A 25,395-nucleotide genomic window follows, 5' to 3' on the forward strand; every position below is an offset into this window, starting at 1 on the left:
TGATGGTGCGATCCTTTCGTCGGAATGGAAGGAGGCGGTATAGGACAAGTTCGTCACGGGAGCGCCACGACCACGCACTCCGTCAGAGCAGCAATACAGCGATCGCAAGCTTCGCTCGCGACGTTGAGCCGGGAGCTGGGAATCAACCCGAAGACGGTGGCGAAATGGGGAAAACAGACAACGGTTGAGGCTCTAGTCTTACTGCGTCACCTCATGCGATGTCCTTGCTGTACAAGACTCAACCAACATTTTGTGACGCAGTAAGATTAAACGGCTGGTCTACGTCGCTACTAAAGCGCCGGAAGACGAACTGCGCAAACCCGCTCGCCAGGGCCCTCTCGGCCGTCCGAACCATCCCGATGCCGAGACGCGACTTCGGATGTAGTAGACGAATGAGACCGGGACTGATCGTCCGGCCACTCGACAAGTAGGGCCGCATCAGCCTCTCGTAGGACTCGAAGGCCACCGTGTGTGTCGGCTGCTTCTTGAGTTCGCCAGCGAGAATATAGGCCCCGATAAGCGCAAGCGGCGTGCCCTGTCCTGTATAGGCTGAGGGGCACCAGGCTGCGTCTCCAGTGAGCACGAAGCGGCCCTTCGACCAGGTGGAGCCGATCACCTGGCTCATCGGGCCGAGGTAAAAATCGGGATCGTGATCGAGATTCGCCAAGATGCGATCAGCCGGACCTCCCGCGCCCTGTAGCGCATCGCGCAGCATCGCTTTTTGCGCGACGCCAACCACCTCGCGCGCATCGAATTGTTTGCGCGGGAAGGTGACGAGAACGGTTATGTCGGTGTCATTGCCCGGGCGTACCACCATGAAGCAGCCGTGCTTGCCGTGGTAGATTTGCGACCAGTCCTTGTCTTCGGGACGCTTGGGAATTCTGAAGTAGGAGGCGTAAACGCCCAGATACCGGAAGCGGATATCGTCTTCCATGACGAGCCGCCGTGTCGAAGAGCCGATACCCTCGGCGCTGACCACGAGATCGAACCTCTCGATCGATCCGTCGTTGAAGGTCACGGAAACGCCATCGTCCTGTTGGCTCAGCGCCGCGATGCTCGTACCAAGCCGATAGTCGCAGTCATCCTTGGTCTCGTCATAGAGGATGCGTGCAAGGTCGCCGCGCAGGATTTCATAGGCGCTTGTCAGCGAACCGACCGCCCCCTTTAGTAGCCGCGCATACGGCTTGCCCGAGCCACCTACAAACTCCACGCCCTTCTCACGCGTGTTCTTCGCCTCGATCTTCTCTTCGAGGCCCATCATCTTGATGACCTGCTGACCCGGCCCCTCGATGTCGACGTTCTGGCCGCCCGACTGAAAGTTCTTCGACCGCTCGATGACCGTCACCTTGTCACCAAATCTGCTCAGCCAATAGGCCAGAGCAGGACCAGCGATGCTCGCGCCGGAGATCAGTACTTTCCTGCTTTCGTTCATGATGACGCTTTCCTAATCGAGACCTGTTTTTCCTGGCGACCAATGGGCTTTCGCCTTTACGCTCGATGATCCCATGCCGCTCTTCTTCAGCGCCTGGCTTATCCTCTGAATCGACTGCGCCTTGCCCGTCAGGATGAAGTGTGCGCCGCGAGCGACATGGCGCGCGAGGTCATGAAGCGACTCCGGTATTGCTTGAGTTCATGCTTGGTGCTGAAAATACGACGAAACATTCAGGTTCGCTAATCGCATTCGGGAGCCGTCATGGCCGAACACCGCCAAGCGCAAATTTCTTCGAGAAAGCAGCCGCAGCAGGCCCGCTCGATAGAGCTGGTTGAGTCCGTGCTGGACGCGGCTATTCAGGTTTTGACGGCCGAGGGCGCGCAGCGTTTCACAATGGCCCGCGTTGCGGAACGGGCTGGGGTTAGCGTCGGCTCGCTCTACCAATACTTCCCCAACAAAGCGTCGATCCTGTTTCGGCTACAAAGTGACGAGTGGAAGCGCACAACGGATATGTTGCGAGGGATTCTAGAGCAGCAGGATACGCCGCCCCTCGAACGGCTTCGTACGGCAGTTCACGCATTCATCCGCTCTGAATGTGAGGAGGCGAACGTCCGCACGGCGCTTGATGATACTGCGCCACTCTATCGCGGCGCGCCGGAGGCGCATGAAGCCTTGAAAGCAGGCGCTGCGGTCATGCACGCCTTCATGTGTGAGGCATTGCCAGAGTCCAACGACGACCAGCGAGCGTTAGCCATCAGGCTCATCGAGTCGACTATTTGGAGCGTTGGCGAATCCTATTCGGAAACTCCGCGTGAACCGGCCGAAATTATAAAGTTTGCCGATGCCATGGCTGACATGTTCTGTGCGTATCTCGTACAGATAAACGCAAGAGCGCGAGCATAGCTTCGGTTATCCGTCTCCACCGTAGAACCAAGCGCGAGTAGCGGCGGGATCCGGCGGCACGTACCGGTGTGCGGCGTTCCTATATTAGTTTAACGAGCGAGGTATATTCGTTATGTTGATCCAGTGCGGGGCACCACTCCCGGGCTAAAGATGGACACCGCGCCCTTTTTGACGGGACGTTCCCAACGGCAACGCCGTTCTCCGGCACTGATGAGCGGATCCGAGGCGGCAGTCGTACTGACCGTCCCCCTTCGTTCGCCAGGCGTTCAGCCGCCGCATGCCAAAGCCGGTCGATCGAATCATTAGTTTGCAAAGCCGGTTGTGTATGGACGCGGACCCGACGATAGAGGTTTCATGAAGCGCCTGATCGCCGCCTTCGCCCTCACGATCCTCCTCTGGGCCCAGCCGGCCGTCGCGCAGTCGATCCTGCGCGATGCGGAAACCGAGACGCTGTTCGCCGACATGGCGGCCCCGCTCATCAAGGCCGCCGGGCTTAGCCCGCGCGACGTGCGGATCGTCCTGATCAACGATGATTCGATCAACGCCTTCGTCGCGGGCGGCCAGGTGGTCTATGTCCATTCCGGGCTGATCCAGGCGGCCGACAATGTGAACGAAGTGCAGGGCGTCGTCGCACACGAACTGGGCCATATCGCCGACGGCCATGTCGTGCTGGGCGATGCCGCGATGAAGCCCGCCATGGGCATGTACCTGTTGTCGATGGTGCTGGGCCTGGCCGCGATGGCGGCGGGCGGGGGCGAGGCCGGGGCGGGCATCATGGCCGCCGGACAACAGGCCGCGATGGGCAAGGTGCTGTCGTTCAGCCGGACGCAGGAATCGACCGCGGATGCGGCGGGCGTCAAGTATCTGACCACCGCCGGGATTACCGGCAAGGGGATGCTGAGCTTTTTCAAGAAGCTGCAGAACCAGGAATATCGCTACGGCTACACCAATATCGATCCGTTCGCGCAGACCCACCCGCTGTCGGGCCAGCGTATCCAGACGCTGACCGCCGATCTCCAGGCGTCGCCGTCCTGGAACAAGCCGATCGATCCGAAATTGCAGGAACGGTTCCTGCGCGTGAAGGCCAAGCTGCTGGGCTATGTCGGCTCGCCCGAGACGACGCTCAACAAATATCCCGAGAGCGACCAGTCGGTCTATGCGCATTACGCCCGCGCCTATGCCTATCACAAGGCCGGCTATCCCGACAAAGCGGATGCCGAGGCGCGCGCGCTGATCGCCAAGGATCCGCACGATCCCTATTTCCTCGAAATCCAGGGCCAGATCCTGCTGGAGGCGGGCAAGCCGAAGGAGGCGCTTGCCCCCTTGCGCGCCGCGACCATGGGATCGGGCCAGAACGCGCTGATCGCCACCACCTTCGGCCATGCGCTGATCGCGACCGAGGACAAGCGCAACCTGCCCGAGGCGGTGAAGGTGCTGAAGGTCGCGGTGCAGCGCGACGACGACAATCCCTTTGCCTGGATCCAGCTGGGCACCGCCTATGAACAGATGGGCGACGAACCGCGCGCCGCGCTCGCCACCGCCGAGCGGGCCAGCATGATGGGCGACAATCGCACCGCGATCCAGAGCGCGCGCTATGCGATGGCCAATCTCACCCCCAACACGTCCGAATGGATTCGGGCGCAGGATATCGCCATGACCTCTGCCGACGCCGCCGCCAGCACGAAGAAGAAACGCCGCAGATGAGCATCAGGACATGGGCCGCGATCGCGGTGATCGGCGGCCTGGCCGGTGGCGGGGCGGCGATCGGCCTCCAGCATCTGGCCGCCCCGCAGGGGCCTTCGGGCGACGCGGTGCGCGCCTATCTGCTCGACCATCCCGAGGTCATTCCCGAGGCGATGCAACGCCTCCAGGATCGCGAACAGGGCAAGGCGGTGGCCGCGATCGGCGGCGACCTGACCAAGCCGTATGGCAGCGCGTTCAGCGGCAACCCGCAGGGCGATGTGACGCTGGTCGAATTTTACGACTATAATTGCGGCTATTGCCGGGCCAGCCTGCCGCTGCTCAAGCAGTTGACCCAGGCCGACCCGAAACTGCGGATCGTCTATCGCGAGCTGCCGATCCTGGCGCCGTCGAGCAAGGCGGCGGCGCGGGCCAGCCTGCTCGCCGCCGCGCAGGGCAGGTTCCAGGCGTTCCACGACGCGCTCTATGCCGGTGGTCCGGTCAGCGATGCGACGATCACGGCCGCCGCCGCGACGGCGGGCGTCGACATGAGCGGGATGGCGGCCTTCCAGCCCCAGGCCGATACGGAGATCGCCCGCAACATGGAGGCGGCCGGGCGGCTGGGCCTGACCGGCACGCCGAGCTGGATCGTAGGGCGCCGCATCCTGTCGGGCGCGCTTCCGCTCGAGCAACTGCAAAAGGCCATCGCCGACGCGCGAAACGGTTGATAAAGCCCTGATCTCTTGCAACGGGGACTGCCGCATGACCGACCCGATCCTGTCCGTCGAGGGCGTGACCAAGACCTATAAGAGCGGCGTCACCGCGCTCCAGCCGGTCGAGCTGAGCATCCGGCGGGGCGAGATCTTCGCGCTGCTCGGCCCCAACGGCGCGGGCAAGACCACGCTCATCTCGATCGTGTGCGGCATCGTGACCCCGTCGGCGGGTACGATCCGCGTCGACGGGCATGACGCGCTGCGCGACTACAAGAGCGCGCGCCGCAAGATCGGGCTGGTGCCGCAGGAATTGTCGGTCGACATGTTCGAGCGGGTCATCGACACGGTCAATTTCAGCCGGGGCCTGTTCGGCCGCGCGCCCAACCCGGCCTATGTCGAACAGGTGCTGCGCGACCTGTCGCTCTGGGACAAGCGTCATGCCAAGCTGATGGAGCTGTCGGGCGGGATGAAGCGCCGGGTGCTGATCGCCAAGGCGCTGAGCCACGAACCCGACCTGCTGTTCCTCGACGAGCCCACGGCGGGCGTCGATGTCGAGCTGCGCCGCGACATGTGGAAGCTGGTCCATCGCCTGCGCGAACGCGGCGTCACCATCATCCTGACCACCCATTATATCGAGGAGGCCGAGGAAATGGCCGACCGGGTAGGCGTGATCGCCAAGGGTCGCCTGCTGCTGGTCGAGGAAAAGGCCGAGATGATGAAGAAGCTCGGCAAGCGCGAAATGGTGCTGACGCTGGCCGAACCGCTGACGATGATCCCCGCCGGCCTGGCCGAATGGACGCTGTCGCTGGAGGATGAGGGCAAGAGGCTGCGCTACACCTTCGACGCGCGGGCGGAGCGGACCGGCATCCCCTCGCTGCTGCGCAGGCTGGGCGACATGGAGATCGGCTTCGTCGATCTGGAAACCTACAAATCCTCGCTGGAGGATATCTTCGTCGATCTGGTCGAGGGGACGCGCGCATGAACCTGCATGGCATCTGGTCGATCTATCGCTTCGAAATGGCGCGGTTCCGGCGAACCGTGTGGACCAGCCTGATGGTCCCGGTCATCACCACGACGCTGTATTTCGTGGTGTTCGGCACCGCGATCGGATCGGCGATGAACCAGGTCTCGGGCGTGCCCTATGGCGCGTTCATCGTGCCCGGCCTCATGCTGCTGTCGATCTTTTCGGAAAGCATCCTGAATGCCAGCCTGGGCATCTACATGCCCAAGTTCAACGGGACGATGTACGAGATCCTGTCCGCGCCGCTGTCGCCGATCGAAACGGTGCTGGGCTATGTCGGCGCGGCGGCCAGCAAGTCGATGGTGATCGGGCTGGTGATCCTCGCCACCGCCTATCTGTTCGTCGACCTCAGCATCCTGCATCCGGTGGCGATGCTGCTCTACCTGTTGCTCGTGGCGACGACCTTCTCGCTGTTCGGCTTCGCCATCGGCATCTGGGCGCGCGGGTTCGAGCAGTTGCAGGTGATCCCGCTGCTGATCGTCACCCCGCTGACATTCCTCGGCGGTGCCTTCTACTCGGTGACGATCCTGCCCGAACCGTGGCGGACGGTGACGCTGTTCAACCCGGTCGTGTACCTCATCAACGGGTTCCGCTGGACCTTCTTCGGCACGTCGGACGTCACGGTCGGGGCCAGCCTGGCGGTGACCGGGCTGTTCCTGCTGGCGTGCCTGGCCTGGATCGGATGGATTTTCCGCACCGGCTGGCGGCTGAAGAACTGAACCGGCACCCGCCCCCGCCTTTCGCGCGGGGGGCGGGACGCTCATTCCCGCACGGCGCCGCGCACCAATGGCGTCACCACCAGCCCGTTAATGTCCACCAGCGCGTGGACCAGCATCGCCACCCACAAAGTCCCGGTGGCCAGATAGAGGCCGCTCATCACCGCCCCCAGCGCGGTGGTCGCCGCGATCCCGGCCCAGCCCTGGTAACGGTGCATCGCCCCGAACAACACGAGCGAGGCGGCAAAGCCGATCCACGCCTGTCCGGTCAGCATCGCGATCAGAAGCGGCAGGTACAGGCGGAAAAACGCTTCCTCGCTCACCCCCGCCATGACGCTGAGCGCGGCGGCATATTTCAGCTCGCGCGGTTCGCGGGGCAGCAGCGCCGACACGTCCCCCAGCGTCCGTCTCCCCCGCCACCGGGCCAGCACCGCGCCCGCGATCAGGCCGCCGACCGCACCGCCGAGCAGCATGCCCCGCGTCGCGCCGCCATCATCGACGATCGCGGGCATCGCCGCCGCCGCGCCGGCGAACTCGGCCGGCATCATCACCAGCGCCTGCCAACGGTCCAGCAGGACCAGCCCGACCACGACCGGCAGCCCAAAGACCAGCGCCGCGCGGGCCAGCAGCAGCCGGAACCGCATCCGTCGCGCAGGACCGTCATTGCGCGTCTTGAACCGCCGATACCCGCCCAGATCGCCCTTCTGGAACCACGCCACGCCCGCCAGCGCGGCGAGCAGCAGCAGGGCCGCAAGCAACGGCGGGGGGATCACAGCCGATGCTGCCCCTTCACCCAGCGGACCGTGCCCGACGAAGCGCGCATGACCACGCTCTCGGTCGTCATCACCTTGGCATGGCGCTTCACACCCGCCAGCAACGACCCGTCGGTCACCCCGGTCGCCGCGAAGATGCAATCGCCCTGCGCCAGTTCGGTCAGGTCATATTGCCGGTCGAGATCGGTCACGCCCCATTTGCGCGCCCGCGCCCGCTCGGCCTCGTTGCGGAACACCAGCCGCCCCTTGAACTGCCCGCCGACGCAGCGCAGCGCGGCGCAGGCCAGCACCCCCTCCGGCGCGCCGCCCGATCCCATATAGACGTCGATCGTCGTCTCCGGATCGGTCGTCGCGATCACCCCCGCCACGTCCCCGTCGCCGATCAGCATCACGCCGCACCCCAGCGCGCGCAGCTCGGCGATCAGCGCCCCGTGACGCGGTCGGTCGAGCACGCAGACGGTGATGTCGCTGGCCCGCACGCCCTTGGCCTCGGCAATGGCACGGATATTCTCGCTGGGGCTGCGATCGAGATCGATGATGCCCGCCGGATAGCCGGGGCCGACCGCGATCTTGTCCATATAGACATCGGGCGCGTTGAGCAGATGCCCCCGCTCCGCGATCGCCAGCACGGCAAGACTGTTGGGCCCCGCCTTGGCGCAGATGGTCGTACCCTCCAGCGGATCGAGCGCGATGTCGATCTCCGGACCGCGCCCGGTCCCGACCTTCTCGCCGATGAACAGCATCGGCGCCTCGTCACGCTCGCCCTCGCCGATCACGACCGTGCCGTTCATGTCGAGTTCGTTGAGCGCGGCGCGCATCGCCTCGACCGCCGCCGCATCCGCCGCCTTTTCATCGCCGCGCCCGACCAGCGTCGATGCCGCGATCGCCGCCGCCTCGGTCACGCGGACCATTTCGAGGACGAGGATCCGGTCGAGAACCTGGCTGGCCGTCTGGGTCATCTTACTCTCCTGGCGGCAGGAATCATCCGCCGTGTTGAACATGTTTTACACGCTTTATCGCGGCACTCGGACAAGGCATAGCCCTGAAAAAGCGCCATGTGAGGCGGAATGCGCCCGTCCGGCGTTGGGCGGGGGTGAATCCTGATCCTCCCCCGCCTGATGCTCCCCTGATCGCACTGGACCGGGTCTCGCGCCATTACGGCGCGGTCGCGGCCGTCGACAATATCTCGATGACGGTCGCACGCGGCGCGTTCGTCGCGCTGGTCGGGGCGTCCGGTTCGGGCAAGTCGACGCTGCTGCGGATGATGAACCGGCTGGAGACGCCCGATTCGGGGCGGGTGACCATCGACGGCCGGGCCGTGAGCGACGAGGCGCCGCACCGCCTGCGCCGACGGATCGGCTATGTTTTCCAGCAGCATGGCCTGTTCCCGCACATGAGCGTCGCGGCCAATATCGCGATCGGCCTGCGACTGGAAGGACGGCCGGTCGGCGACCGGGTCGGCGAAATGCTCGATTTGGTCGAACTGCCGCGCGCGATCGCCGGGCGAATGCCCGATGCGCTGTCCGGCGGGCAACGCCAGCGTGTCGCCATCGCCCGCGCACTGGCGACCGAACCGCCGATCCTGCTGCTCGACGAGGCGCTGGGCGCGCTTGATCCCGTCACGCGCGACTCGGTGGCGGGCCGACTGGTCGCCCTGCATCAGCGGCTAGGCCTCACCACCCTGTTGGTGACGCATGACATGGCGGAGGCGCTGCTGACCGCAACCCGCGTGCTGGTCATGGACAAGGGGCGGATCGTCGCCGACGCGACCCCGGCGCAACTGGTCGCGGGCGAAGGCGGCGAGGTGGCCCAAGGCCTGATGGCCGTCCCGCGCCACCAGGCCGAACGGCTGGCGGCGCTCGCCCGATGAACGGCTTTCTCGACGCGCTCGCCCGCGTGCCGCCGCTGCTGGCGCAGCATGTGCTGGTCAGCATGGCCGCGCTGGGGCTGGGCATGGTGATCGCGGTGCCGCTGGCCTTTGCCTGTGCCCGGCGACCGGGGCTGGCGCGGATCGCGCTGGCGCTGGCGAGTCTGGTCCAGACGATCCCGGCGCTGGCGTTGCTCGCGCTCTTCTATCCGCTGCTGCTCACCCTGTCGGGGCTGGTCGGCGGCGGGATACCCGCTTTGGGCTTCCTCCCCTCGCTACTGGCGCTGACGCTGTATGCGCTGCTGCCGATCCTGCGAAACGGGGTAGCGGGGCTGACCGGACTCGATCCGGCGGTGCTGCAGGCCGCCGATGCGGTCGGGATGACCCGCGGGCAGAAGCTGCGGCTGGTCGAGGTGCCGCTGGTCGCGCCGGTGCTGGCGGCGGGCATTCGCACCGCGGCGGTGTGGACGATCGGCGCGGCGACGCTGGCAACGACGGTGGGCCAGCCGTCGCTGGGCGACCTGATCTTCGCCGGGCTCCAGACCCAGGCCTGGGCGCTGGTGCTGGCCGGATGCGCCGCCGCCGCCGCGCTGGCGCTGACGGTGGATGCGCTGATCGGGCTGGTCGAGCATGGACTGGCGCGGCGCAACCGGCGCCTGTGGATCGGGGGACTGGTCGCACTGGCACTGGGCTGCGCGCTCGCCACCCAGCCCCTCTGCCCCGGCGGCGGCGACCAGCGGCGCATGGTGGTGGTCGGGACCAAGAATTTCTCTGAACAATATATCCTGGCGCGGCTGATCGGCGACCGGCTGACCCGTGCGGGCTACCGGGTCAGCTATCGCGACGGGCTGGGTTCGACCGTCGCGTTCGAGGCGACGGCGGCGGGCCGGGTGGACGTCTATGTCGATTATGCGGGGACGCTGTGGACGACTGCGATGCACCGGCATGATTCACCACCACGCACGGCGATGCTGGCCGCGCTCAGGGACTGGGCCGCGACCCGCGACGTGGCGATGCTGGGGCCGCTGGGGTTCGAGAATGCCTATGCCTTCGCGCTGAAGGACGCGGATGCGCGGCGGTTTGGCGTGCGGTCGCTGGCCGATCTGGCGCGGGTGGCACCACGCCTGACGCTGGGCAGCGATCTGGAATTTCTCGACCGCCCCGAATGGGCGGAGGTGCGCGATGCCTATTCGCTGCGCTTCGCCGGCATGACGCCCTATAGCCCGACCTTCATGTACCGCGCGCTGGAAAGCGGGCGCACCGATGTCATCTCCGCCTTTTCCTCCGATGGCCGGATCGCGGCACAGCGGCTGGCGGTGCTGAGCGATCCGAAGCGGGCGATCCCCGGCTATGACGCGGTGCTGCTGGTCGCGAAGGTGCGGACGGACGATGCGAAATTCGTCGCGGCGCTGCGGCCGATGCTCGACCGGATCCCGGTCGAGGCGATGCGCGAGGCGAATTACCGGGTCGATCGCGACGATGCGGCGAAGGAAAGCCCGGAAGCGGCCGCCCGGTGGCTGGCCAGGCGGGTGGGACTGTGACGCCCTGCCTCCCCCTTTTTGGGACGAGGCAGGGCGACCACGTCAGTCGCGCAGCAGGTCGTTGATGCTGGTCTTCGAGCGCGTCTGCGCATCGACGCGCTTGACGATCACCGCGCAATACAGGCCCGGCTTGCCGTCGACCGACGGCGTGGTGCCCGGCACGACCACCGCATAGGGCGGCACCGCCCCCCGGAAGACTTCGCCCGTCTCTCGGTCGATGATCTTGGTCGAGGCGCCCAGATAGACACCCATCGACAGCACCGCGCCCTCGCCGACGCGCACGCCCTCGGCCACTTCGGCCCGCGCGCCGATGAACGCGCCATCCTCGATGATGACGGGACCGGCCTGGAGCGGCTCCAGCACGCCGCCGATGCCCGCGCCGCCGGACAGGTGAACGTTCCTGCCGATCTGCGCGCAGCTGCCCACGGTCGCCCAGGTGTCGACCATCGTGCCCTCCCCGACATAGGCGCCGATATTGACGAAGCTGGGCATCAGGATCGCGCCCTTGGCGACATGCGCGCCGCGCCGCACGACCGAACCCGGCACCGCGCGGAAGCCGGCGGCGCGGAAATCCGCTTCCGACCAGCCGCTGAACTTCGACGGCACCTTGTCGAACCAGTGGCCCGCGCCGGGGCCATTGTCGATCAGGACATTGTCGTTCAGGCGGAAGGACAGCAGCACCGCCTTTTTCAGCCACTGGTTGACGGTCCAGCCTCCCTGGCCATCGGGCTCGGCCACCCGCGCCTCGCCCCGGTCGAGCAGCGCCAGCGCGCGGTCGACGGCGATCCGCGCCTCGCCCTGCGTGGCGAAGCCCAGCTCGGCGCGATTGTCCCAGGCGGCGTCGATGGTGGCGGCCAAATCATGGGCCATGGTCAGTCCTCCAATATGCTGGTCAGCCACGGCGTCAGCGCGTGGACGGTATAGTCGATATGATCGCGCTCGGCCTCCGGCCCCTGTTCGGAGCCGTTGTTCACCCAGACGGTGGTCATCCCGATCGCCTTGGCCGGCGCCAGGTTGCGCGCCATATCCTCGAAGAAGATCGCCCGCGCCGGATCGATGGCGAATGCCTGGCACAACCCCGCATAGGCCGAGGGCTGCGGCTTGGGCACCAGGCCCATGGCGTGGATGTCATGCACCGCCTCGAAATGCTCGCCCAGCCCCAGCCGGTCGAGCACCTTGAGCGCATAGGGCTTGTCGCCATTGGTGAAGACCAGCTTGCGCCCCGGCAGCCGGGCGATCGCGGCGGCGAGCGGCGCATCCTCTTCCAATATGTCCATCTCGATATCGTGGACATAGGCAAGGAAGGTCGCGGGATCGACCTGATGCTCGGCCATCAGCCCGGCCAGCGTGGTGCCGTGGGCGTGGAAATAGGCCTTCTGGATCCGGTGCGCCTCGCTCGCATCGACATGCAGCATGTCGCCGATGAACGCCGTCATCCGCCGGTCGATATGCGCGAACAGATTCGCGCTCGCCGGATAGAGCGTATTGTCCAGATCGAAGATCCATGCGTCGATATGGGCAAGGGCGGGCAGCATGGCCGCAGCGTGTAGGCGCGACACCGCTTTGCCGCAACCCGCGGGGCGCGTAAGAGGGATGACAGGACAGCATATCAGGACGGCCCAGCCGGGCCGGGGGGCAGTGACATGGGTTCGGGGGGAATTCGCGCCCATCGCCGCATCGGCCTGGGCCTCGGGGCCTGTGCGATGCTGGCCGCCTGTGGCGGGGGCGGCGGGGTCCAGTCCACGCCCACCCCGCCCGCCGCCAACCCGACGCCCACACCGACCCCCACCCCGGCCCCCTCCCCCACGCCGACGCCTGCCCCCACGCCGTCGGAGGATTTCGATACGCCGGGCTATCGCGCGACGGCGGGCGCGGTCGCGATGAACGCGCTGGCCGCCTATCAGCGCGGCGCGACCGGCGCCGGCGTCTCGCTCGCCATTCTCGATTCCGGGATCGACACCGGCAATGCGCGGTTCACCGGGCGGATCGCGGCCAGTTCGACCGATCTGATCGGCACGCGCGGCATCGCCGACAGCGACGGCCACGGCACCGCCGTCGCCTTCACCGCCGCCGGGGGCCGCGAGGCCAGCCAGCCGCAAGGGGTCGCGTTCGGCGCCACGCTGGTCGTCCTGCGCGCCGACCAGCCGGGCAGTTGCGGCGGGACCGGCACCACGGGCACCAGCTGTTCCTACCCCTCAGACGCGATCGCGCGCGGCATCGATCTGGCGCGGACGGCGCGCGCGCGCGTGGTCAACATCTCGCTGGGGGCCAGGGACGTGCCCGACGATGTCAGCAGGGCGATCGCCCGCGCCACGGCGGCGGGGATGGTGGTGGTGATCGCGGCGGGTAATGACGGCGAATCCGACCCCAGCGCGCTGGCGCAGATCGCGAACAACGATGCCGTCGCGCGCGGCCAGGTCATCATCGCGGGATCGGTGGCGCAGAACGGCCTGATCTCCCGTTTCAGCAACCGTGCCGGACTGTCCGCCGCGCATTATCTGGCCGCGCTGGGCGAACAGGTCGACGCCCCCGATGCGACCGGCACGCGCCGGCTGTGGTCGGGCACCTCGCTGGCCGCGCCGCAGATCACCGGCGCGGCGGCGTTGCTGGCCCAGGCCTTTCCCAATCTGAGCGGCGCGCAGATCGCCGACCTGCTGCTGCGCACCGCGCACGACGCGGGGGCGAGCGGGACCGACAATGTCTATGGCCGCGGCACGCTCGACCTGACCGCCGCGTTCCAGCCGGTGGGCGCGATGCGGGTGGCGGGCAGCGACAGGCCGGTCGGGCTGGACGTCAATGCGACGCTGTCCCCCGCCATGGGCGATGCGCGCGCGGTCGGGCTGAACCTCGTCGCGCTCGACTCCTATCGCCGCGCCTTCGCCGTCGACCTGTCCGCCACCGTCGCCCGCACGGGGCCGCGCGCACTGCTCGCCCCCGCGCTGCTCGGTTCCATGGAGGGCGTGGCGATGGCGGACGGGGTGCGCTCGGTGACGCTGACCCGTCGCATGGTCCAGCCGGGGGAAGCCCGGATGCGCGCGATCAACCCGGGCGACCCTTCGCAACCGGCGTCCAGCCGGATCGTCGCGGGGACCATCACGCAACAGCTGACGCCCGACATGGCCGCCGGATTCGGCTTTGCCAGCAGCGGCGACACGCTGGTCGCAGGCTGGACGGGGCAGGCCGGGCCGGGCTTCCTGCTGGCCGAGGCGGGATTGGGGATCGATCAGGTCCCGCAGGCCGCCGCCGCCTTGCGCCATGCGGTCGGCGGGATCGGCCTCACGCTGACGATGGAAAGCGGCCGCTTCCTCGCATCGTTCGACCCGCACCGCACCGCCCCGGACCGATCCGGCCCGGACCGATCCGGCCCCCGCTATGACCAGATGGCCCTCCGCGTCGATCGCCCGATCGGCCGCGTGGCGACCAGCGTCGCACTGACCCAGTTGATCGAGCGTCGCACGGTGCTGGGCGGCTGGTTCGGCGGCACGCTGGGGCAGCCCCATGCCACCAGCCGCTTTGTCGAAGGAGCCGCACGCTGGCAGGGCGAAGCGGGCTGGTCGATGGCCGCCCGCTGGCGCCAAGGCTGGACCCGCGCGACGGGCGGGCTGGGCGGCGGCCTGATGCGCAGCGACGCCTGGTCGGTCGAAGCAGGCAAGCGCGGCCTGTTCGGCGGCGACCGGATCGACCTGCGCCTGTCCCAGCCGCTGCGCGTCTCGGGCGGTGGCCTCGACCTGCGATTGCCGAGCCATTGGGACTATGTGGGCGAACAGGTCGATGGCTGGTCGGTGCAGCGGCTGGCGCTCAGCCCGTCGGGACGCGAGACGCGGTTCGAGCTGCGCCATGCGCTGGCGCTCGGGCCGGGCGAATGGTCGACGCATCTCTTCTGGCGCCGCGATCCGGGGCACGTCGCGACGCTGCCCGACGAGCGCGGGCTGGCAATGAAATATGGCTTGGCCTTTTGAAACCCGACCTGTGCTGGCGATGGCGATGCGCGACCCCCATCTCTTAGTCATGACACGCTACTCCTTGCTCGATCTGGTGCCCGTCATCGAGGGCGGCACCGTGGCGCAGGCGCTGGCCAACGCCGCCGACCTCGCCGCCCATGCCGAAGCGGCCGGTTTCCACCGATACTGGACCGCCGAGCATCACGGCATGACAGGCATCGCATCGGCCGCGACCGCCGTGGTGCTGGCGCATGTCGGACAGGCGACGAAGACGATCCGCATCGGTGCGGGCGGGATCATGCTGCCCAACCACGCTCCGCTGACCATCGCCGAACAGTTCGGAACGCTCGACGCGCTGTTCCCCGGCCGGGTCGATCTGGGGCTGGGCCGGGCGCCGGGATCGGACCAGCGCGTCGCCCGCGCGCTGCGCCGGACGCTGGACAGCGATCCCAATGCCTTTCCGCGCGACGTGATGGAGTTGCAGGGCTATTTCGCCGATGATGGCCAGAACGGCATCACCGCGACGCCGGGCGCGGGCGCGCGACCGCAGATGTGGATTCTGGGATCGAGCCTCTACGGGGCGCAGCTCGCCGCTGCGCTGGGCCTGCCCTACGCCTTCGCCTCACACTTTGCGCCGGACGCGCTCGACGACGCGCTGGCCATGTATCGCCGCGATTTCCGTCCCTCGGCGGTGCTGGACAAGCCCTATGCGATGGCGGGCTTCAACGTCTTCGCCGCGGACACCGATGCGGAGGCTGACCTGCTCGCCAGTTCACAGCAACAGGCGTTCGTCGCGCTGCGCACCGGTCGCCCGGGGAAACTGCCCCCGCCCGTCCCCGACTATCGCGACAGCCTGGGCGCGCAGGGGGCGGCGATCCTCGACCATGTCCTGTCCTGCTCGGCGGTCGGTTCACCCGCGACGGTGGAACGCCAACTCGACACCTTTGTCGAGCGGACCGGGGTCGATGAGGTGATGGTGGTCAGTGCGATCTTCGATCATGCGGCGCGCAAGCGGTCGATCGGGATCGCGGCGCAGGCGATGCGGGCTCTGGCGGCAAGGACCGCCTGAGCCAGCCGGGATCAGGCCCCGGAATCAGGCGACCGCGACCGCCGCCGGCAGCCGGAGCCGGACGAGCAGCCCGCCCAGATCCTCGCTCTCCTCCAGCGCGACGGTGCCGCCGTAAATCTCCGCCACGTCGCGCACGATGGCGAGGCCAAGGCCCGTGCCGGGCTTGCCCGTGTCCAGCCGCACGCCGCGATCGAAGATGCGGACGCGTTCGCTCTCAGGGATGCCGGTGCCGTCGTCCTCGACCAGAAACTCGACGAACCCGGCCTGCGCGCCGACCGTCACGAAGACGCTGCCGCCGCCATATTTGGCCGCGTTCTCGACCAGATTGCCCAGCATCTCGTCGAGATCCTGCCGCTCGACATGCACCGCCAGATTGGGCGGCCCGTCGGTGTCGATGCGGACATGGCGGTACAGGCGGCCGACCGCGCGCTCGACCGATTGCAGGCTGGGCCAGACATCGGCGCGGCTGTGCGCCGAGCCCCGCCGCCCGACCGCGCGGGCGCGCGCCAGATGATGGTCGACCTGCCGCCGCATCGTCCGCGCCTCGCGGATCACGGTGTCGGCCAGGTCGTCGGCATGCGCGGTCGCGGCGTTCATGATAACCGTCAGCGGCGTCTTGAGCGCATGGGCGAGATTGCCCGCATGGCGGCGCGCTTCCTCCGCCTGTTTCTCGTTATGCTCGATGAGCGCGTTCAGCTCCTCGACCATCGGCGCGACCTCGTCGGGCATGGCGTCGGACACGCGGTCGGACTTGCCCGCGCGCATCGCCGCGATCTCCTCGCGCACGCGGCGCAGCGGCCACAGCCCGTAAAAGGTCTGCAACGCGGCCAGCATGATGAGGCCCAGCCCCAGCAGAGCAAAGCTGCGCACCAGCGTCCGGCGCAAGGCGGCGATCTGCGCGTCGAGCCCCTGCCGGCTCTGCGCCACCTGGAACCGCCAGCGGACATTGGAGCCGGGCAGCTTCACATCGCGTTCGACGATGCGCAGCTTCTCGTCGGGAAACTGGTTGCTGTTATAGGTATGGACCGCGTCGTCATTGCGCCGGGCGCCATAGGCCAGATGCCGGTCCCACAATGAGCGCGAGGGATAGGGCTCCAGCCCCGGTGCCGACACCTGCCAATAGACGCCCGATCCGGGCTCCAGAAAGGCCTGGTCGGCGGGCTCGCGGCTGAACCACACCTCGCCCTGCACGATCTCCGCCGAGACCAGCAGCGAGCGCAGCACATAGGCGAGCCGGTCGTCGAAATTCTGCGTGACCGCCGAGACCAGCACCCGGTCGAGCGCGAAGCCACCGCCCGCCAGCAGGACCATGATCCACCCCGCGGCGATCAGGATCATGCGGCGCGACAACGAGCCCGTGCGCAGGGTCGGGCGCAGGATCACTCCGTCCTTCATCGGACTGGCGGTCCGCGGAGCGGTCAGGCGGCCGCGCCCGCCGCCGGATCGTCCAGGCTGTAGCCGAGCCCCCGGATGGTCGTGATGACATCCTGGCCCAGCTTCTTGCGGATCCGCGTCACGAACACTTCGATCGTGTTCGAATCCCGGTCGAAATCCTGGTCGTAGATATGTTCGATCAACTCGGTGCGGCTGACCACCTTGCCCTTGTGGTGGAGCAGGTAGGACAGCAGCTTATATTCCTGCGCCGTCAGCTTCACCGGCTCACCCGCGCGGGTGACCTTGCCCGAACGGGTGTCGAGGCGGACATCGCCCGCGGTCAGTTCGGACGAGGCGTTGCCGCTCGCGCGGCGGATCAGCGCGCGCAGGCGGGCGATCAACTCCTCGGTCTGGAACGGCTTGGCGACATAATCGTCGGCGCCCGCGTCCAGCCCCGCCACCTTGTCCGACCAGCTGTCGCGCGCGGTCAGCACCAGCACCGGGGTCGTCTTGCCCTCCTTGCGCCAGCGGTCCAGCACGGTCAGCCCGTCAATCTCGGGCAGGCCGAGGTCGAGCACGATCGCGTCATAGCTTTCGGTCGAGCCGAGGAAATGCCCCTCTTCGCCGTCGGTGGCGAGATCGATGGCATAGCCCGCGCCCTCCAGCGTGGATTTGAGCTGCTGGCCGAGATGGGGCTCGTCCTCGACGATCAGAACGCGCATCGTAAAACTCCCTGTACTGCGATCGGGCCGCCGGCGGACCGCCTCTTCATCCGTCGGTCCGGCCGATGACGCGGCCGTTGCGACCGTCCACCTCCACCCAGATCACCGTGCCATTGCGCAGGAATTTGAGCGTGTAAATGGCCGCACCGGCATCATAGTCGAAACCGATATATTGCGCGTCGCGCATCATGGGCACCACCCGGGCCTCAATCTCGCGCAGCGACAAATTCCCTTCCTTGCGGGCCTGAAGCGCGCGCATCTGGTCCCCGCGCCGTTGATCGGGAGCGAACTCCACCATCGGCGGCGGACCCATGGGTGCGGTGAGCAGAGCCAGAAGGACGGTCATCATCATCGAATTGGCATAGCGAACAACCGTTGAACAGCCTCTGAATAGATCATGCCGCCGCGCGACAGCGCATGGGGCGCTTGCCGGGTTCCCGCCATATCCCTAACTGCATCCCCATCATGGCAGCACCCGTTCTTTCCTACGAAGACCTGGGCCTTGTGCAAGGCTCGGGCTGGCTCTTCCGGCATCTCGACATCCATATCGGTCCGCGCGACCGGCTGGCGCTGATCGGGCGCAACGGCGCGGGCAAGTCGACGCTGCTGAAACTGATCGCCGGGATCATCGATTCGGACGAGGGGCGGCGGATGATCGTGCCGGGCACGCACGTCGTCTATCTGGAGCAGGACCCTGACCTGACCGGCTGCGCCACGCTGATGGACTATGTCCTGTCGGGCGAGGGCGCGCCGGAAAGCTACGAGGCGGAGGCGATCGCCGGACAGCTCGGCATCGACCTGACCCGCGACGCCGCGACCGCCAGCGGTGGCGAGAAGCGGCGCGCCGCGATCGTCCGCGCGCTGGCGATGAACCCCGACGTGCTGCTGCTCGACGAGCCGACCAACCATCTCGACCTCGCCGCGATCGAATGGCTGGAGGACTGGCTGAAGCGCTTCACCGGCGCGTTCGTGGTCATCAGCCATGACCGCACCTTCCTGACCCGGCTGACGAAATCGACACTGTGGCTGGATCGCGGGCAGATGCGCCGCAACGAGGTCGGCTTCGGCGGCTTCGACGCCTGGACCGAACAGGTCTATGCCGAGGAACAGCGCGCCGCCGAGAAGCTCGACGCCAAGCTCAAGATCGAGGAGCATTGGCTGCATCGCGGCGTCACCGCGCGGCGCAAGCGCAACCAGGGCCGCCTCGAAAAGCTGCACCAGATGCGCGCCACCCGCGCCGCGATGATCGGGCCGCAGGGCGCCGCCAAGCTGGGCATCGCGTCGGACGATGTGAAGACCAAGGAGGTCATCAAGGCCGAGCATGTCACCAAGCGTTACGGCGACCGCACGATCATCAAGGACCTCAGCCTGAAGGTGACGCGCGGCGACCGGATCGGTCTGGTCGGCGCGAACGGCGCGGGCAAGACGACTTTGCTCAAGCTACTGACCGGCGAGATCGAACCCGATGAGGGCACCGTCTTCCTCGCCAAGACGCTGGACGGCGTCATCATCGACCAGCAGCGCAAGCTGATGGCCCCCGAAAAGCGGGTGCGCGAGGTGCTGGCGGACGGCGGCGACTGGATCGATGTGCGCGGCGTGCGCAAGCATATCCATGGCTATCTCAAGGAGTTCCTGTTCGACCCCTCGCTGGCCGAGGCGAAGATCGGGACGCTGTCGGGCGGCGAACGCTCGCGCCTGCTGCTCGCCCGCGAGTTCGCGCGCGAATCCAACCTGCTGGTGCTCGACGAGCCCACCAACGACCTCGACCTGGAAACGCTCGACCTGTTGCAGGAGGTGATCGGCGATTATGACGGCACCGTCCTGATCGTCAGCCACGACCGCGACTTCCTCGACCGCACCGTGACGGTCACGCTGGGGCTGGACGGGTCGGGGACGGTCGATGTGGTGGCGGGCGGCTATGCCGACTGGGTCGCCAAGCGCAAGGCGGTGCCCGAGAAGAAGGCCCCGGCCAGGACCGCACCGACGCCCCCCGCCCCCGCACAGGCCAAGACCAAGCTCAGCTACAAGGACCAGCGCGACTATGAGTTGCTGCCCAAGCGGATCGAGGAACTGGAAGCGGGTATCGCGCGCGACGAGGAACGGCTTGCCGATCCCGATCTCTATGCCAAGGATCCGGCCGGGTTCGACCGGCTGATGAAGGCGATCGAAAAGGCGCGCGAGGAGAAGGACGCCGCCGAGATGCGCTGGCTGGACCTGGCCGAACAGGTCGAGGCGCTGGCCGGATAAACCCGAACCGCACGCCGCGCCCCTTTCGTCAGCGGGTGATGCGTGCGGTCGCCACGACCGTCTGGAACAGCGCCCCCATGGCGGCGGAAATATCGTCGTCGGTCGTCACCTTGGTATACAGGCCCGGCGACGCGCACCGTTGCAGCGCGGGTTCAACCTTGTAGAGATAGGGCACGACGTTGGTCTGCGACCACCCGTCATTGTCCATCGCTTCGGGCAGATAGGCGGTATACAGCACCGCGATGCGGATATTCCTGGCCTTGATCGCGTCACAGATCGAGGTGTCGATCGCGACTTCCGGCTGGCCGTTGTTGCGCAGTTCGTCCCGCATGCCGTCAGTGACCAGGAACATCACGCCCTGTGGCGTCTGTCCGGTCGCGCCGGTTCCGGGCGCGTCCATATTATCGCGCATCCATCCGGTCGCATCGCTCATCGCACTGTCCCGGTCGCCCCAGCCCACCTCGCTGCGCGCGCAGGCCTGTGTCGGGCAGGAGTTGGAGTAATAAAGAGGGGGTTTCAACTGCCCCGCCTTGTTCCTGACGAGCGTCATGTCGGTGGTGCGGTCGACCAGGCGCGTCAGCCCCCCACGCCCGCGAAACGTCACCAGCGCCACGCGATACTGCGCCCCGGTCTTGCTCGAGGCCGCGGCGATGTTCGTCGTCAGCCGCTGCACCGCGGCGCCCTCCTCGTCGATGCGCAACTTCAGGCCATAGGATTTGGCGACGCCATAAAGGTCGGTCATCCGGCCATTCGCATCGCGCCCCTTCTCGTCATTGACCGAATGACAGGCGAATTTGCAGCCCTTCGAGTTGCTCTGCGCGACCTTGGCCAGCCCGGCACTGGTCGTCGGCAGTGCCATGGAGGCGGAAACGTCGAGCACCATGTAGAAATCGATATTGGGCGCGATGCTGTTGGTCGTCGCCGAGCCTCCCCCGATGCTGAGCGAATCCACCCCCAGGATCCGCGCGAAGACATTGTCCGAAACGCCCGTGTAGCGGACCGTCGCGTTGCGGCGCCCCGATGCGTCGGTCGGCGCCTGGACGACCAATTGCGTGATATGGACATTGCCGGTGCCGGTCACGCCCTGCGCCTGTGCCTGAAACACGTTCGTCGCATAGCTTATCGCCATGGCGTCGGACGCGCCCATGACCGTCTTGCTGACCGCGGTCAGCGCCGCCGAGTCGGCGATCGCGTTCAGCTTGGTCTGCGCCTGCATCGCGCGGGCGTAATCGATGCCCATGCCGATCGCGAACAGCATGACCGGCAACGCCAGCGAGAACAGCATGATGACATTGCCCCGCCGCTGGCGCAGCAGACATCCGATCTGGCGGAAGGCGGCGTGGAGATATGGCATCAGCAGTCCGGACAATCGATCTGGTCGGTGTTGCGCGGCACCATGAACAGGCTGTCGCTCAGGTTGATCGCACCGATGCTGCCAAACGATACCGGCGGGCTATAGGCGTAGACCAGCTCGGACAGCAGATAATAGGTACCCGGCGTGCGCATCCCGGCGGGGATATCGATGACACGACCTCTTTCGTAGCCCGTGGTGTTGAGCCCCCGACTCCATTGGACCGTCGCCTGCTGCTGCGCATCGATCGCGATCCCGGTGATGCGCAGCCGGGCATTGGCCGCGGCATAGGGGCGCAGCACCTGGGTGGCGGCGGCCAGATTGTCCTGGATCTCGCTCGCGCTCATAGATCCGCTCATATTCTGCGCGATCAGGTCCGCGGCGGCGCGGGTGGCGATCGTCACCTTGCGGTCGCAGGCGATCCCGTCCTGCAACTGGACCCCGCCCAGATACAGGAGCAGCATCACCGGCAGGCTGAGCGCGAATTCCACCAGCGCGACGCCACGCCGGTCGCGCAGGCACGCGCGCGCACCATCCGGCCAACGAACCCCGCCCATCATCCGAACGCTTCCGACTTGGCGACCGATGTCGCCATCAACACCATCGGGCCCGACCCATTCGGCCCCAGACCCGCCAGCGGTGCGATCTGGAACGGCCAGAGATAGATGAAGCGAACCATGACGATCGCCCCCTGCCCACCATAGTCATAGGACAGCTTGGTGGTGAGCGCGCCCGCCTTGTCGAAGGTCAGGTCGCCCACCGCGTTGGTCAGGTCGCTTCCGGTCGCGGCGCTGCGCACATCGACATAGAGCCGGTCGCAGGACAGGAAGGCGGGCAATGCCCCGCATCCCGATTTGCGGAACCGCTCGGCCAGCTGGGCCTGGGTCATGCCGCCAGTCTGCGCGCTCAGGTCCGCCGCCTGGGTGCGCCCGGTGACGATTCCGCGTGCCGCCGCCTCGACCGCGCTTTCCAGCGCCTCCTGCACGAAATAGGTCAGGCTGGTCTGGATGATCGCGAGCATCAGCGCGATGAAGGGCGCCGCGACGAGCGCGAACTCGACCAGCGCCGCACCGCGCCGGTCCGCGAGGACCGGATGCCGGGCGGGCCTGCGCAAGGCGGCCCTGCGATGGTGGCGACATGGAAACGGGAGCATGGACGAACGGAACCTCTTTCCAACTCGCCATGGTCCCGAACCCTTAAAGTTTCACCAACGCAGACCCCAAGATCCGTCCTTTACCGCAGCGTGCGGGCGTAGAACGCCTGTATCCAGCCCATCGCCTGAAGGAACAGGGCAGGGTCGTAGCGCGGCCCCTCGTCGCGCAGGAACGCATGCTGGCCGTTCACCTCATGCCATTCATAGGTGGCCCCGGCCTCCTCCAGCCGCGCGCGAATCCGCTCGCGCCCGGCATAGGGGACATGCGGGTCCTGCCGCCCCCAGACGAACAGCGTCTCGGCCCTGAGGTCATCCATCCGCGCCAGGCTGTCATCCTGACGGCCTTCGCCCAGCGTGCCCGAATGGATGTCGGTCGCATAGAAACACGCCGCCGCCGACACGCGCGGGTCGAGCGCGGCGCGATAGGCGAGATGCCCGCCCAGACAGACGCCGAACGTGCCCAGCCGCCCGTTGCACGCCGGATGCGCCGCCAGCGCGCCCAGCGCCGCCGCCGCATCGGCGTCATAGCCCGCGATCGGCTTGGCGAATTTCAGCGCGTTGCCCCGATCCGTGCCCGACTTGTCATAGGCCAGCACCGTGCCCGCCGGTTCATAGTCGTGATAGACCTCGGGCACGGCGACGACATGGCCCAGCCCCGCCAGCATCGCCGCCAGCCGCCGGATGGGTGCCGTGACCTGATAGATTTCGGAAAAGAACAGGATACCGGGAAACTGGCCGTCGATCGCGGGGCGAAACAAATGTATCCGCATCATGCCCCGGCCGGGCACCTCGACATCCTGATATTCGTCGCTGCGCAGGATCATCCGTCTCTGTTCCCGTTCCGGTATCGCTATCCTTCGCGGTCCTGCCATGCCCGGACCGGGTCGGCAACGCGCCAGGCCGGTGCGATTGCCCCGGCGCGCCATCGCGCTATCCTGTCCGTCATGACCATGGTTCCGCACCGGCCGGACATGACCCGGCGGCTGATCCCGCTGACCCTGCTGTGGGCGGTGGGGCTGATCCTGTCGGGCTGGCATCCCCATGACCGCGCGACATGGTGGATGGAGATCGCGCCGGTGCTGATCGTGCTGCCGCTGCTCTGGGCGTGGCGACGGCGGTTCGAGGCGACCGGGCTGGTGCTCGCGCTGATCGCGGTTCACGGGCTGATCCTGATACTGGGCGGCGCCTATAGCTATGCGCGGGTGCCGGCCGGGTTCTGGGTGCAGGACTGGCTGCATCTGGCGCGCAATCCCTATGACCGGCTGGGCCATTTCGCGCAGGGCTTCGTGCCCGCCATCGTGATTCGCGAATGGTTGATCCGGCGGGTGGCGTTGCCGCGCGGGCCGACGCTGGCGATGCTGGTGCTCGCCTGCTGCCTTGCGGTCAGCGCGGCCTATGAACTGATCGAGTTCGCCGCCGCGCAGGCGCTGGGACAGGGCGCGGATGCCTTTCTGGGCGCGCAGGGCGATCCATGGGACACGCAATGGGATATGTTGACCTGCCTGATCGGCGCGGTCGTCGCGCTGCTGGCGCTGTCGCGGGAGCATGATCGACAGTTGCGGGAATTGCGGATGGCGTAACGGCGATCCGCCCGGGCGACCCTGCCCGCGCGGCTATGGTGTCGCACGGGCACCGCCGATAGGCTGTGGTCCATGAACCGCAACCTGACCGAGCCTCGCCCCACTTTCGTCACCCATCTGGAATGCTCGCTGACCGGCGAGCGGTACGAGGCCGACCAGCTCCACGGCCTGTCCCGCGCGGGCCGTCCGCTGCTGGTCCGCTATGACCTGGAGGCGCTGGGGGCGGCGGTGTCGCGTGAAACGATCGCCGCCCGCGCCACCGATCTGTGGCGCTGGCGCGAATGGCTGCCCGTGCGCCGGACCGAGAGCATCGTGTCGCTGGGAGAGATCGAGACGCCCTTGATCCCCATCCCCCGTTCGGGCGGCGCGTCGGTGCTGGTCAAGGATGAGGGGCGCCTGCCCACCGGGTCGTTCAAGGCGCGCGGGCTGGTGATGGCGGTCGCGATGGCGCGCGAGCTGGGCGTGACGCGGATCGCCATGCCGACCAACGGCAATGCGGGCGCGGCGCTGGCCGCCTATGCCGCGCGCTGCGGGATCGAGACGGTCATATTATGCCCCGAGGAAACGCCGGACGTGAACGTCCGCGAGATCGCGCAACAGGGCGCACGGGTATGGCGGGTCAATGGCCAGATCGACGAATGCGGCGCGATCGTCGCCCGCGGCGCGGCGGAGGGACGCTGGTTCGATCTCTCGACGCTGAAGGAGCCCTATCGGATCGAGGGCAAGAAGACGATGGGGCTGGAACTGGCCGCGCAGTTCGGCTGGGACTTGCCCGATGCGATCTTCTATCCGACCGGCGGCGGCACCGGCCTGATCGGCATGTGGAAGGCCTTTGACGAACTCGAACGGCTCGGCTGGATCGGTTCGAAGCGGCCGCGCATGTATGCCGTGCAGGCATCGGGCTGCGCGCCCATCGTCCGCGCCTTCGAGGCGGGCCAGGACCATGCCGAACGCTGGGAAGACGCCGCGACGGTGGCGGCGGGCATCCGCGTTCCCCGCGCGGTCGGCGATTTCCTGATCCTGCGCGCGGTACGCGCATCCGGCGGGCGCGCCCTGGCGGTCGGCGACCCGGCGATCCTGAAGGCGGTCGACGACTGCGCCCGCCGGGACGGACTGCTCCTCTGTCCCGAGGGCGGCGCGACGCTGGCCGCCTATACCCAGGCGGTGCGCGACAATCTGGTCGACGAGGAGGAACGCGTCGTGCTGTTCAATTGCGCGACGGGGCTGAAATATCCGATGCCGCCCGCCGACCAGTGGCTGGACAAGGACGCGCCGATCGATCTGGCGACGCTATAGCCCTCCCCGATCGTCG

General features: G+C 67.4%; 24 protein-coding genes and 1 pseudogene. 13 read left to right on the forward strand and 12 right to left on the reverse strand.

Translation table 11 applies throughout. The annotated features are described in order from the left end of the window. Window positions 1-39: 39 nt before the first annotated feature. A pseudogene (locus tag RN629_RS10235) lies at window positions 40-180 on the forward strand (IS481 family transposase); the annotation flags it as partial. 58 nt (window positions 181-238) lie between these two features. Here the strand turns inward: RN629_RS10235 and RN629_RS10240 are convergent. Further along, window positions 239-1,432, reverse strand: coding sequence for an FAD-dependent monooxygenase (locus RN629_RS10240; RefSeq protein WP_407035145.1), 1,194 nt, complete (start codon window positions 1,430-1,432; stop codon window positions 239-241). A 261-nt stretch (window positions 1,433-1,693) separates the two neighbouring features. On the opposite strand from RN629_RS10240, the gene RN629_RS10245 reads away from it, so the two are divergent. The 5 genes from RN629_RS10245 to RN629_RS10265 all read left to right on the forward strand — a co-directional run bounded on the left by RN629_RS10245 (window position 1,694) and on the right by RN629_RS10265 (window position 6,468). Further along, complete coding sequence (locus tag RN629_RS10245; RefSeq protein WP_407035146.1) at window positions 1,694-2,335, forward strand: TetR family transcriptional regulator; 642 nt, start codon at window positions 1,694-1,696, stop codon at window positions 2,333-2,335. Between the two features lie 354 nt (window positions 2,336-2,689). After that, window positions 2,690-4,039, forward strand: a complete 1,350-nt coding sequence (locus RN629_RS10250) for a M48 family metalloprotease (RefSeq protein WP_407035147.1) — start codon at window positions 2,690-2,692, stop codon at window positions 4,037-4,039. Next, window positions 4,036-4,743 (forward strand): DsbA family protein, encoded by a 708-nt coding sequence (locus RN629_RS10255; protein WP_407035148.1) that lies wholly within the window; start codon window positions 4,036-4,038, stop codon window positions 4,741-4,743. Before RN629_RS10250 ends, RN629_RS10255 begins: the two co-directional genes overlap by 4 nt. A 34-nt stretch (window positions 4,744-4,777) precedes the next feature. Then, window positions 4,778-5,710, forward strand: coding sequence for an ABC transporter ATP-binding protein (locus RN629_RS10260; RefSeq protein WP_407035149.1), 933 nt, complete (start codon window positions 4,778-4,780; stop codon window positions 5,708-5,710). Beyond that, window positions 5,707-6,468, forward strand: a complete 762-nt coding sequence (locus RN629_RS10265; RefSeq protein WP_407035150.1) for an ABC transporter permease — start codon at window positions 5,707-5,709, stop codon at window positions 6,466-6,468. Before RN629_RS10260 ends, RN629_RS10265 begins: the two co-directional genes overlap by 4 nt. Window positions 6,469-6,509: 41 nt before the next feature. On the opposite strand, the gene RN629_RS10270 is transcribed toward RN629_RS10265, so the two are convergent. Beyond that, on the reverse strand, window positions 6,510-7,238 hold the full coding sequence (locus RN629_RS10270; protein WP_407035151.1) for a CPBP family intramembrane glutamic endopeptidase: 729 nt from the start codon (window positions 7,236-7,238) through the stop codon (window positions 6,510-6,512). Then, a complete protein-coding gene (gene glpX, locus RN629_RS10275) occupies window positions 7,235-8,197 on the reverse strand; it encodes a class II fructose-bisphosphatase (RefSeq protein ID WP_407035152.1) in 963 nt (320 codons plus the stop codon). The genes RN629_RS10270 and glpX overlap by 4 nt, the downstream gene beginning before the upstream one ends. A gap of 134 nt (window positions 8,198-8,331) precedes the next feature. Between glpX and RN629_RS10280 the strand changes: the two genes are divergently transcribed. Both RN629_RS10280 and RN629_RS10285 read left to right on the forward strand, forming a co-directional pair. Beyond that, entirely contained in the window at window positions 8,332-9,108 is a 777-nt protein-coding gene (locus tag RN629_RS10280; protein WP_407035153.1) for an ATP-binding cassette domain-containing protein, read from the forward strand. Beyond that, entirely contained in the window at window positions 9,105-10,646 is a 1,542-nt protein-coding gene (locus RN629_RS10285; protein WP_407035154.1) for an ABC transporter permease/substrate-binding protein, read from the forward strand. The genes RN629_RS10280 and RN629_RS10285 overlap by 4 nt, the downstream gene beginning before the upstream one ends. A gap of 42 nt (window positions 10,647-10,688) precedes the next feature. Here RN629_RS10285 and dapD read toward each other — a convergent pair whose 3' ends face one another. Together dapD and RN629_RS10295 are read right to left on the reverse strand one after the other, a co-directional pair. Then, a complete protein-coding gene (dapD, locus tag RN629_RS10290; RefSeq protein WP_407035155.1) occupies window positions 10,689-11,516 on the reverse strand; it encodes a 2,3,4,5-tetrahydropyridine-2,6-dicarboxylate N-succinyltransferase in 828 nt (275 codons plus the stop codon). A gap of 2 nt (window positions 11,517-11,518) precedes the next feature. Continuing rightward, window positions 11,519-12,181 (reverse strand): pyrimidine 5'-nucleotidase, encoded by a 663-nt coding sequence (locus RN629_RS10295; protein ID WP_407035156.1) that lies wholly within the window; start codon window positions 12,179-12,181, stop codon window positions 11,519-11,521. 108 nt (window positions 12,182-12,289) lie between these two features. On the opposite strand from RN629_RS10295, the gene RN629_RS10300 reads away from it, so the two are divergent. After that, the gene (locus RN629_RS10300) at window positions 12,290-14,605 is read left to right on the forward strand and encodes a S8 family peptidase (RefSeq protein WP_407035157.1); all 2,316 of its coding nucleotides are present in this window, start codon (window positions 12,290-12,292) and stop codon (window positions 14,603-14,605) included. Between the two features lie 49 nt (window positions 14,606-14,654). After that, window positions 14,655-15,656, forward strand: coding sequence for an LLM class flavin-dependent oxidoreductase (locus RN629_RS10305; RefSeq protein ID WP_407035189.1), 1,002 nt, complete (start codon window positions 14,655-14,657; stop codon window positions 15,654-15,656). Between the two features lie 24 nt (window positions 15,657-15,680). Here RN629_RS10305 and RN629_RS10310 read toward each other — a convergent pair whose 3' ends face one another. From RN629_RS10310 to RN629_RS10320, 3 genes are read right to left on the reverse strand one after another with little or no spacing between them, the layout of a single operon-like run. Then, window positions 15,681-17,051, reverse strand: a complete 1,371-nt coding sequence (locus RN629_RS10310) for a sensor histidine kinase (protein WP_407035158.1) — start codon at window positions 17,049-17,051, stop codon at window positions 15,681-15,683. Window positions 17,052-17,074: 23 nt separating this feature from the next. Next, window positions 17,075-17,752, reverse strand: coding sequence for a response regulator transcription factor (locus RN629_RS10315; RefSeq protein WP_407035159.1), 678 nt, complete (start codon window positions 17,750-17,752; stop codon window positions 17,075-17,077). 46 nt (window positions 17,753-17,798) lie between these two features. Then, on the reverse strand, window positions 17,799-18,098 hold the full coding sequence (locus RN629_RS10320; RefSeq protein ID WP_407035160.1) for a hypothetical protein: 300 nt from the start codon (window positions 18,096-18,098) through the stop codon (window positions 17,799-17,801). A gap of 119 nt (window positions 18,099-18,217) precedes the next feature. Between RN629_RS10320 and RN629_RS10325 the strand changes: the two genes are divergently transcribed. Next, window positions 18,218-19,999, forward strand: coding sequence for an ABC-F family ATP-binding cassette domain-containing protein (locus RN629_RS10325; RefSeq protein WP_407035161.1), 1,782 nt, complete (start codon window positions 18,218-18,220; stop codon window positions 19,997-19,999). A gap of 28 nt (window positions 20,000-20,027) precedes the next feature. On the opposite strand, the gene RN629_RS10330 is transcribed toward RN629_RS10325, so the two are convergent. From RN629_RS10330 to RN629_RS10345, 4 genes are all read right to left on the reverse strand, one after another. Next, window positions 20,028-21,353 (reverse strand): TadE/TadG family type IV pilus assembly protein, encoded by a 1,326-nt coding sequence (locus RN629_RS10330; protein WP_407035162.1) that lies wholly within the window; start codon window positions 21,351-21,353, stop codon window positions 20,028-20,030. Beyond that, window positions 21,353-21,907 carry a TadE/TadG family type IV pilus assembly protein gene (locus RN629_RS10335; protein ID WP_407035163.1) on the reverse strand — a complete coding sequence of 185 codons (555 nt, stop codon included), beginning with the start codon at window positions 21,905-21,907 and terminating at the stop codon, window positions 21,353-21,355. Before RN629_RS10335 ends, RN629_RS10330 begins: the two co-directional genes overlap by 1 nt. Then, entirely contained in the window at window positions 21,907-22,464 is a 558-nt protein-coding gene (locus tag RN629_RS10340) for a TadE/TadG family type IV pilus assembly protein (RefSeq protein WP_407035164.1), read from the reverse strand. The genes RN629_RS10335 and RN629_RS10340 overlap by 1 nt, the downstream gene beginning before the upstream one ends. A gap of 119 nt (window positions 22,465-22,583) precedes the next feature. Beyond that, window positions 22,584-23,327 (reverse strand): dienelactone hydrolase family protein, encoded by a 744-nt coding sequence (locus RN629_RS10345; protein ID WP_407035165.1) that lies wholly within the window; start codon window positions 23,325-23,327, stop codon window positions 22,584-22,586. A gap of 120 nt (window positions 23,328-23,447) precedes the next feature. Here RN629_RS10345 and RN629_RS10350 point away from each other — a divergent pair, with 120 nt between their 5' ends. Beyond that, window positions 23,448-24,083 carry a DUF2238 domain-containing protein gene (locus RN629_RS10350; RefSeq protein WP_407035166.1) on the forward strand — a complete coding sequence of 212 codons (636 nt, stop codon included), beginning with the start codon at window positions 23,448-23,450 and terminating at the stop codon, window positions 24,081-24,083. A 72-nt stretch (window positions 24,084-24,155) separates the two neighbouring features. Further along, a complete protein-coding gene (locus RN629_RS10355; protein ID WP_407035167.1) occupies window positions 24,156-25,379 on the forward strand; it encodes a threonine synthase in 1,224 nt (407 codons plus the stop codon). Window positions 25,380-25,395: the final 16 nt, after the last annotated feature.

Origin of the sequence: Facivitalis istanbulensis, from assembly GCF_040560405.1 — a bacterium.
Lineage (GTDB): Bacteria > Pseudomonadota > Alphaproteobacteria > Sphingomonadales > Sphingomonadaceae > Sphingomonas > Sphingomonas istanbulensis.

Coding starts and splice junctions, on each gene's coding strand:
- RN629_RS10240 (WP_407035145.1), bottom strand. CDS start 1,432: ATGAACGAAAGCAGGAAAGTACTGATCTCCGGCGCGAGCATCGCTGGT.
- RN629_RS10245 (WP_407035146.1), top strand. CDS start 1,694: ATGGCCGAACACCGCCAAGCGCAAATTTCTTCGAGAAAGCAGCCGCAG.
- RN629_RS10250 (WP_407035147.1), top strand. CDS start 2,690: ATGAAGCGCCTGATCGCCGCCTTCGCCCTCACGATCCTCCTCTGGGCC.
- RN629_RS10255 (WP_407035148.1), top strand. CDS start 4,036: ATGAGCATCAGGACATGGGCCGCGATCGCGGTGATCGGCGGCCTGGCC.
- RN629_RS10260 (WP_407035149.1), top strand. CDS start 4,778: ATGACCGACCCGATCCTGTCCGTCGAGGGCGTGACCAAGACCTATAAG.
- RN629_RS10265 (WP_407035150.1), top strand. CDS start 5,707: ATGAACCTGCATGGCATCTGGTCGATCTATCGCTTCGAAATGGCGCGG.
- glpX (WP_407035152.1), bottom strand. CDS start 8,197: ATGACCCAGACGGCCAGCCAGGTTCTCGACCGGATCCTCGTCCTCGAA.
- RN629_RS10285 (WP_407035154.1), top strand. CDS start 9,105: ATGAACGGCTTTCTCGACGCGCTCGCCCGCGTGCCGCCGCTGCTGGCG.
- dapD (WP_407035155.1), bottom strand. CDS start 11,516: ATGGCCCATGATTTGGCCGCCACCATCGACGCCGCCTGGGACAATCGC.
- RN629_RS10295 (WP_407035156.1), bottom strand. CDS start 12,181: ATGCTGCCCGCCCTTGCCCATATCGACGCATGGATCTTCGATCTGGAC.
- RN629_RS10300 (WP_407035157.1), top strand. CDS start 12,290: ATGGGTTCGGGGGGAATTCGCGCCCATCGCCGCATCGGCCTGGGCCTC.
- RN629_RS10305 (WP_407035189.1), top strand. CDS start 14,655: ATGACACGCTACTCCTTGCTCGATCTGGTGCCCGTCATCGAGGGCGGC.
- RN629_RS10310 (WP_407035158.1), bottom strand. CDS start 17,051: ATGAAGGACGGAGTGATCCTGCGCCCGACCCTGCGCACGGGCTCGTTG.
- RN629_RS10315 (WP_407035159.1), bottom strand. CDS start 17,752: ATGCGCGTTCTGATCGTCGAGGACGAGCCCCATCTCGGCCAGCAGCTC.
- RN629_RS10320 (WP_407035160.1), bottom strand. CDS start 18,098: ATGACCGTCCTTCTGGCTCTGCTCACCGCACCCATGGGTCCGCCGCCG.
- RN629_RS10325 (WP_407035161.1), top strand. CDS start 18,218: ATGGCAGCACCCGTTCTTTCCTACGAAGACCTGGGCCTTGTGCAAGGC.
- RN629_RS10330 (WP_407035162.1), bottom strand. CDS start 21,353: ATGCCATATCTCCACGCCGCCTTCCGCCAGATCGGATGTCTGCTGCGC.
- RN629_RS10335 (WP_407035163.1), bottom strand. CDS start 21,907: ATGGGCGGGGTTCGTTGGCCGGATGGTGCGCGCGCGTGCCTGCGCGAC.
- RN629_RS10345 (WP_407035165.1), bottom strand. CDS start 23,327: ATGATCCTGCGCAGCGACGAATATCAGGATGTCGAGGTGCCCGGCCGG.
- RN629_RS10350 (WP_407035166.1), top strand. CDS start 23,448: ATGACCATGGTTCCGCACCGGCCGGACATGACCCGGCGGCTGATCCCG.
- RN629_RS10355 (WP_407035167.1), top strand. CDS start 24,156: ATGAACCGCAACCTGACCGAGCCTCGCCCCACTTTCGTCACCCATCTG.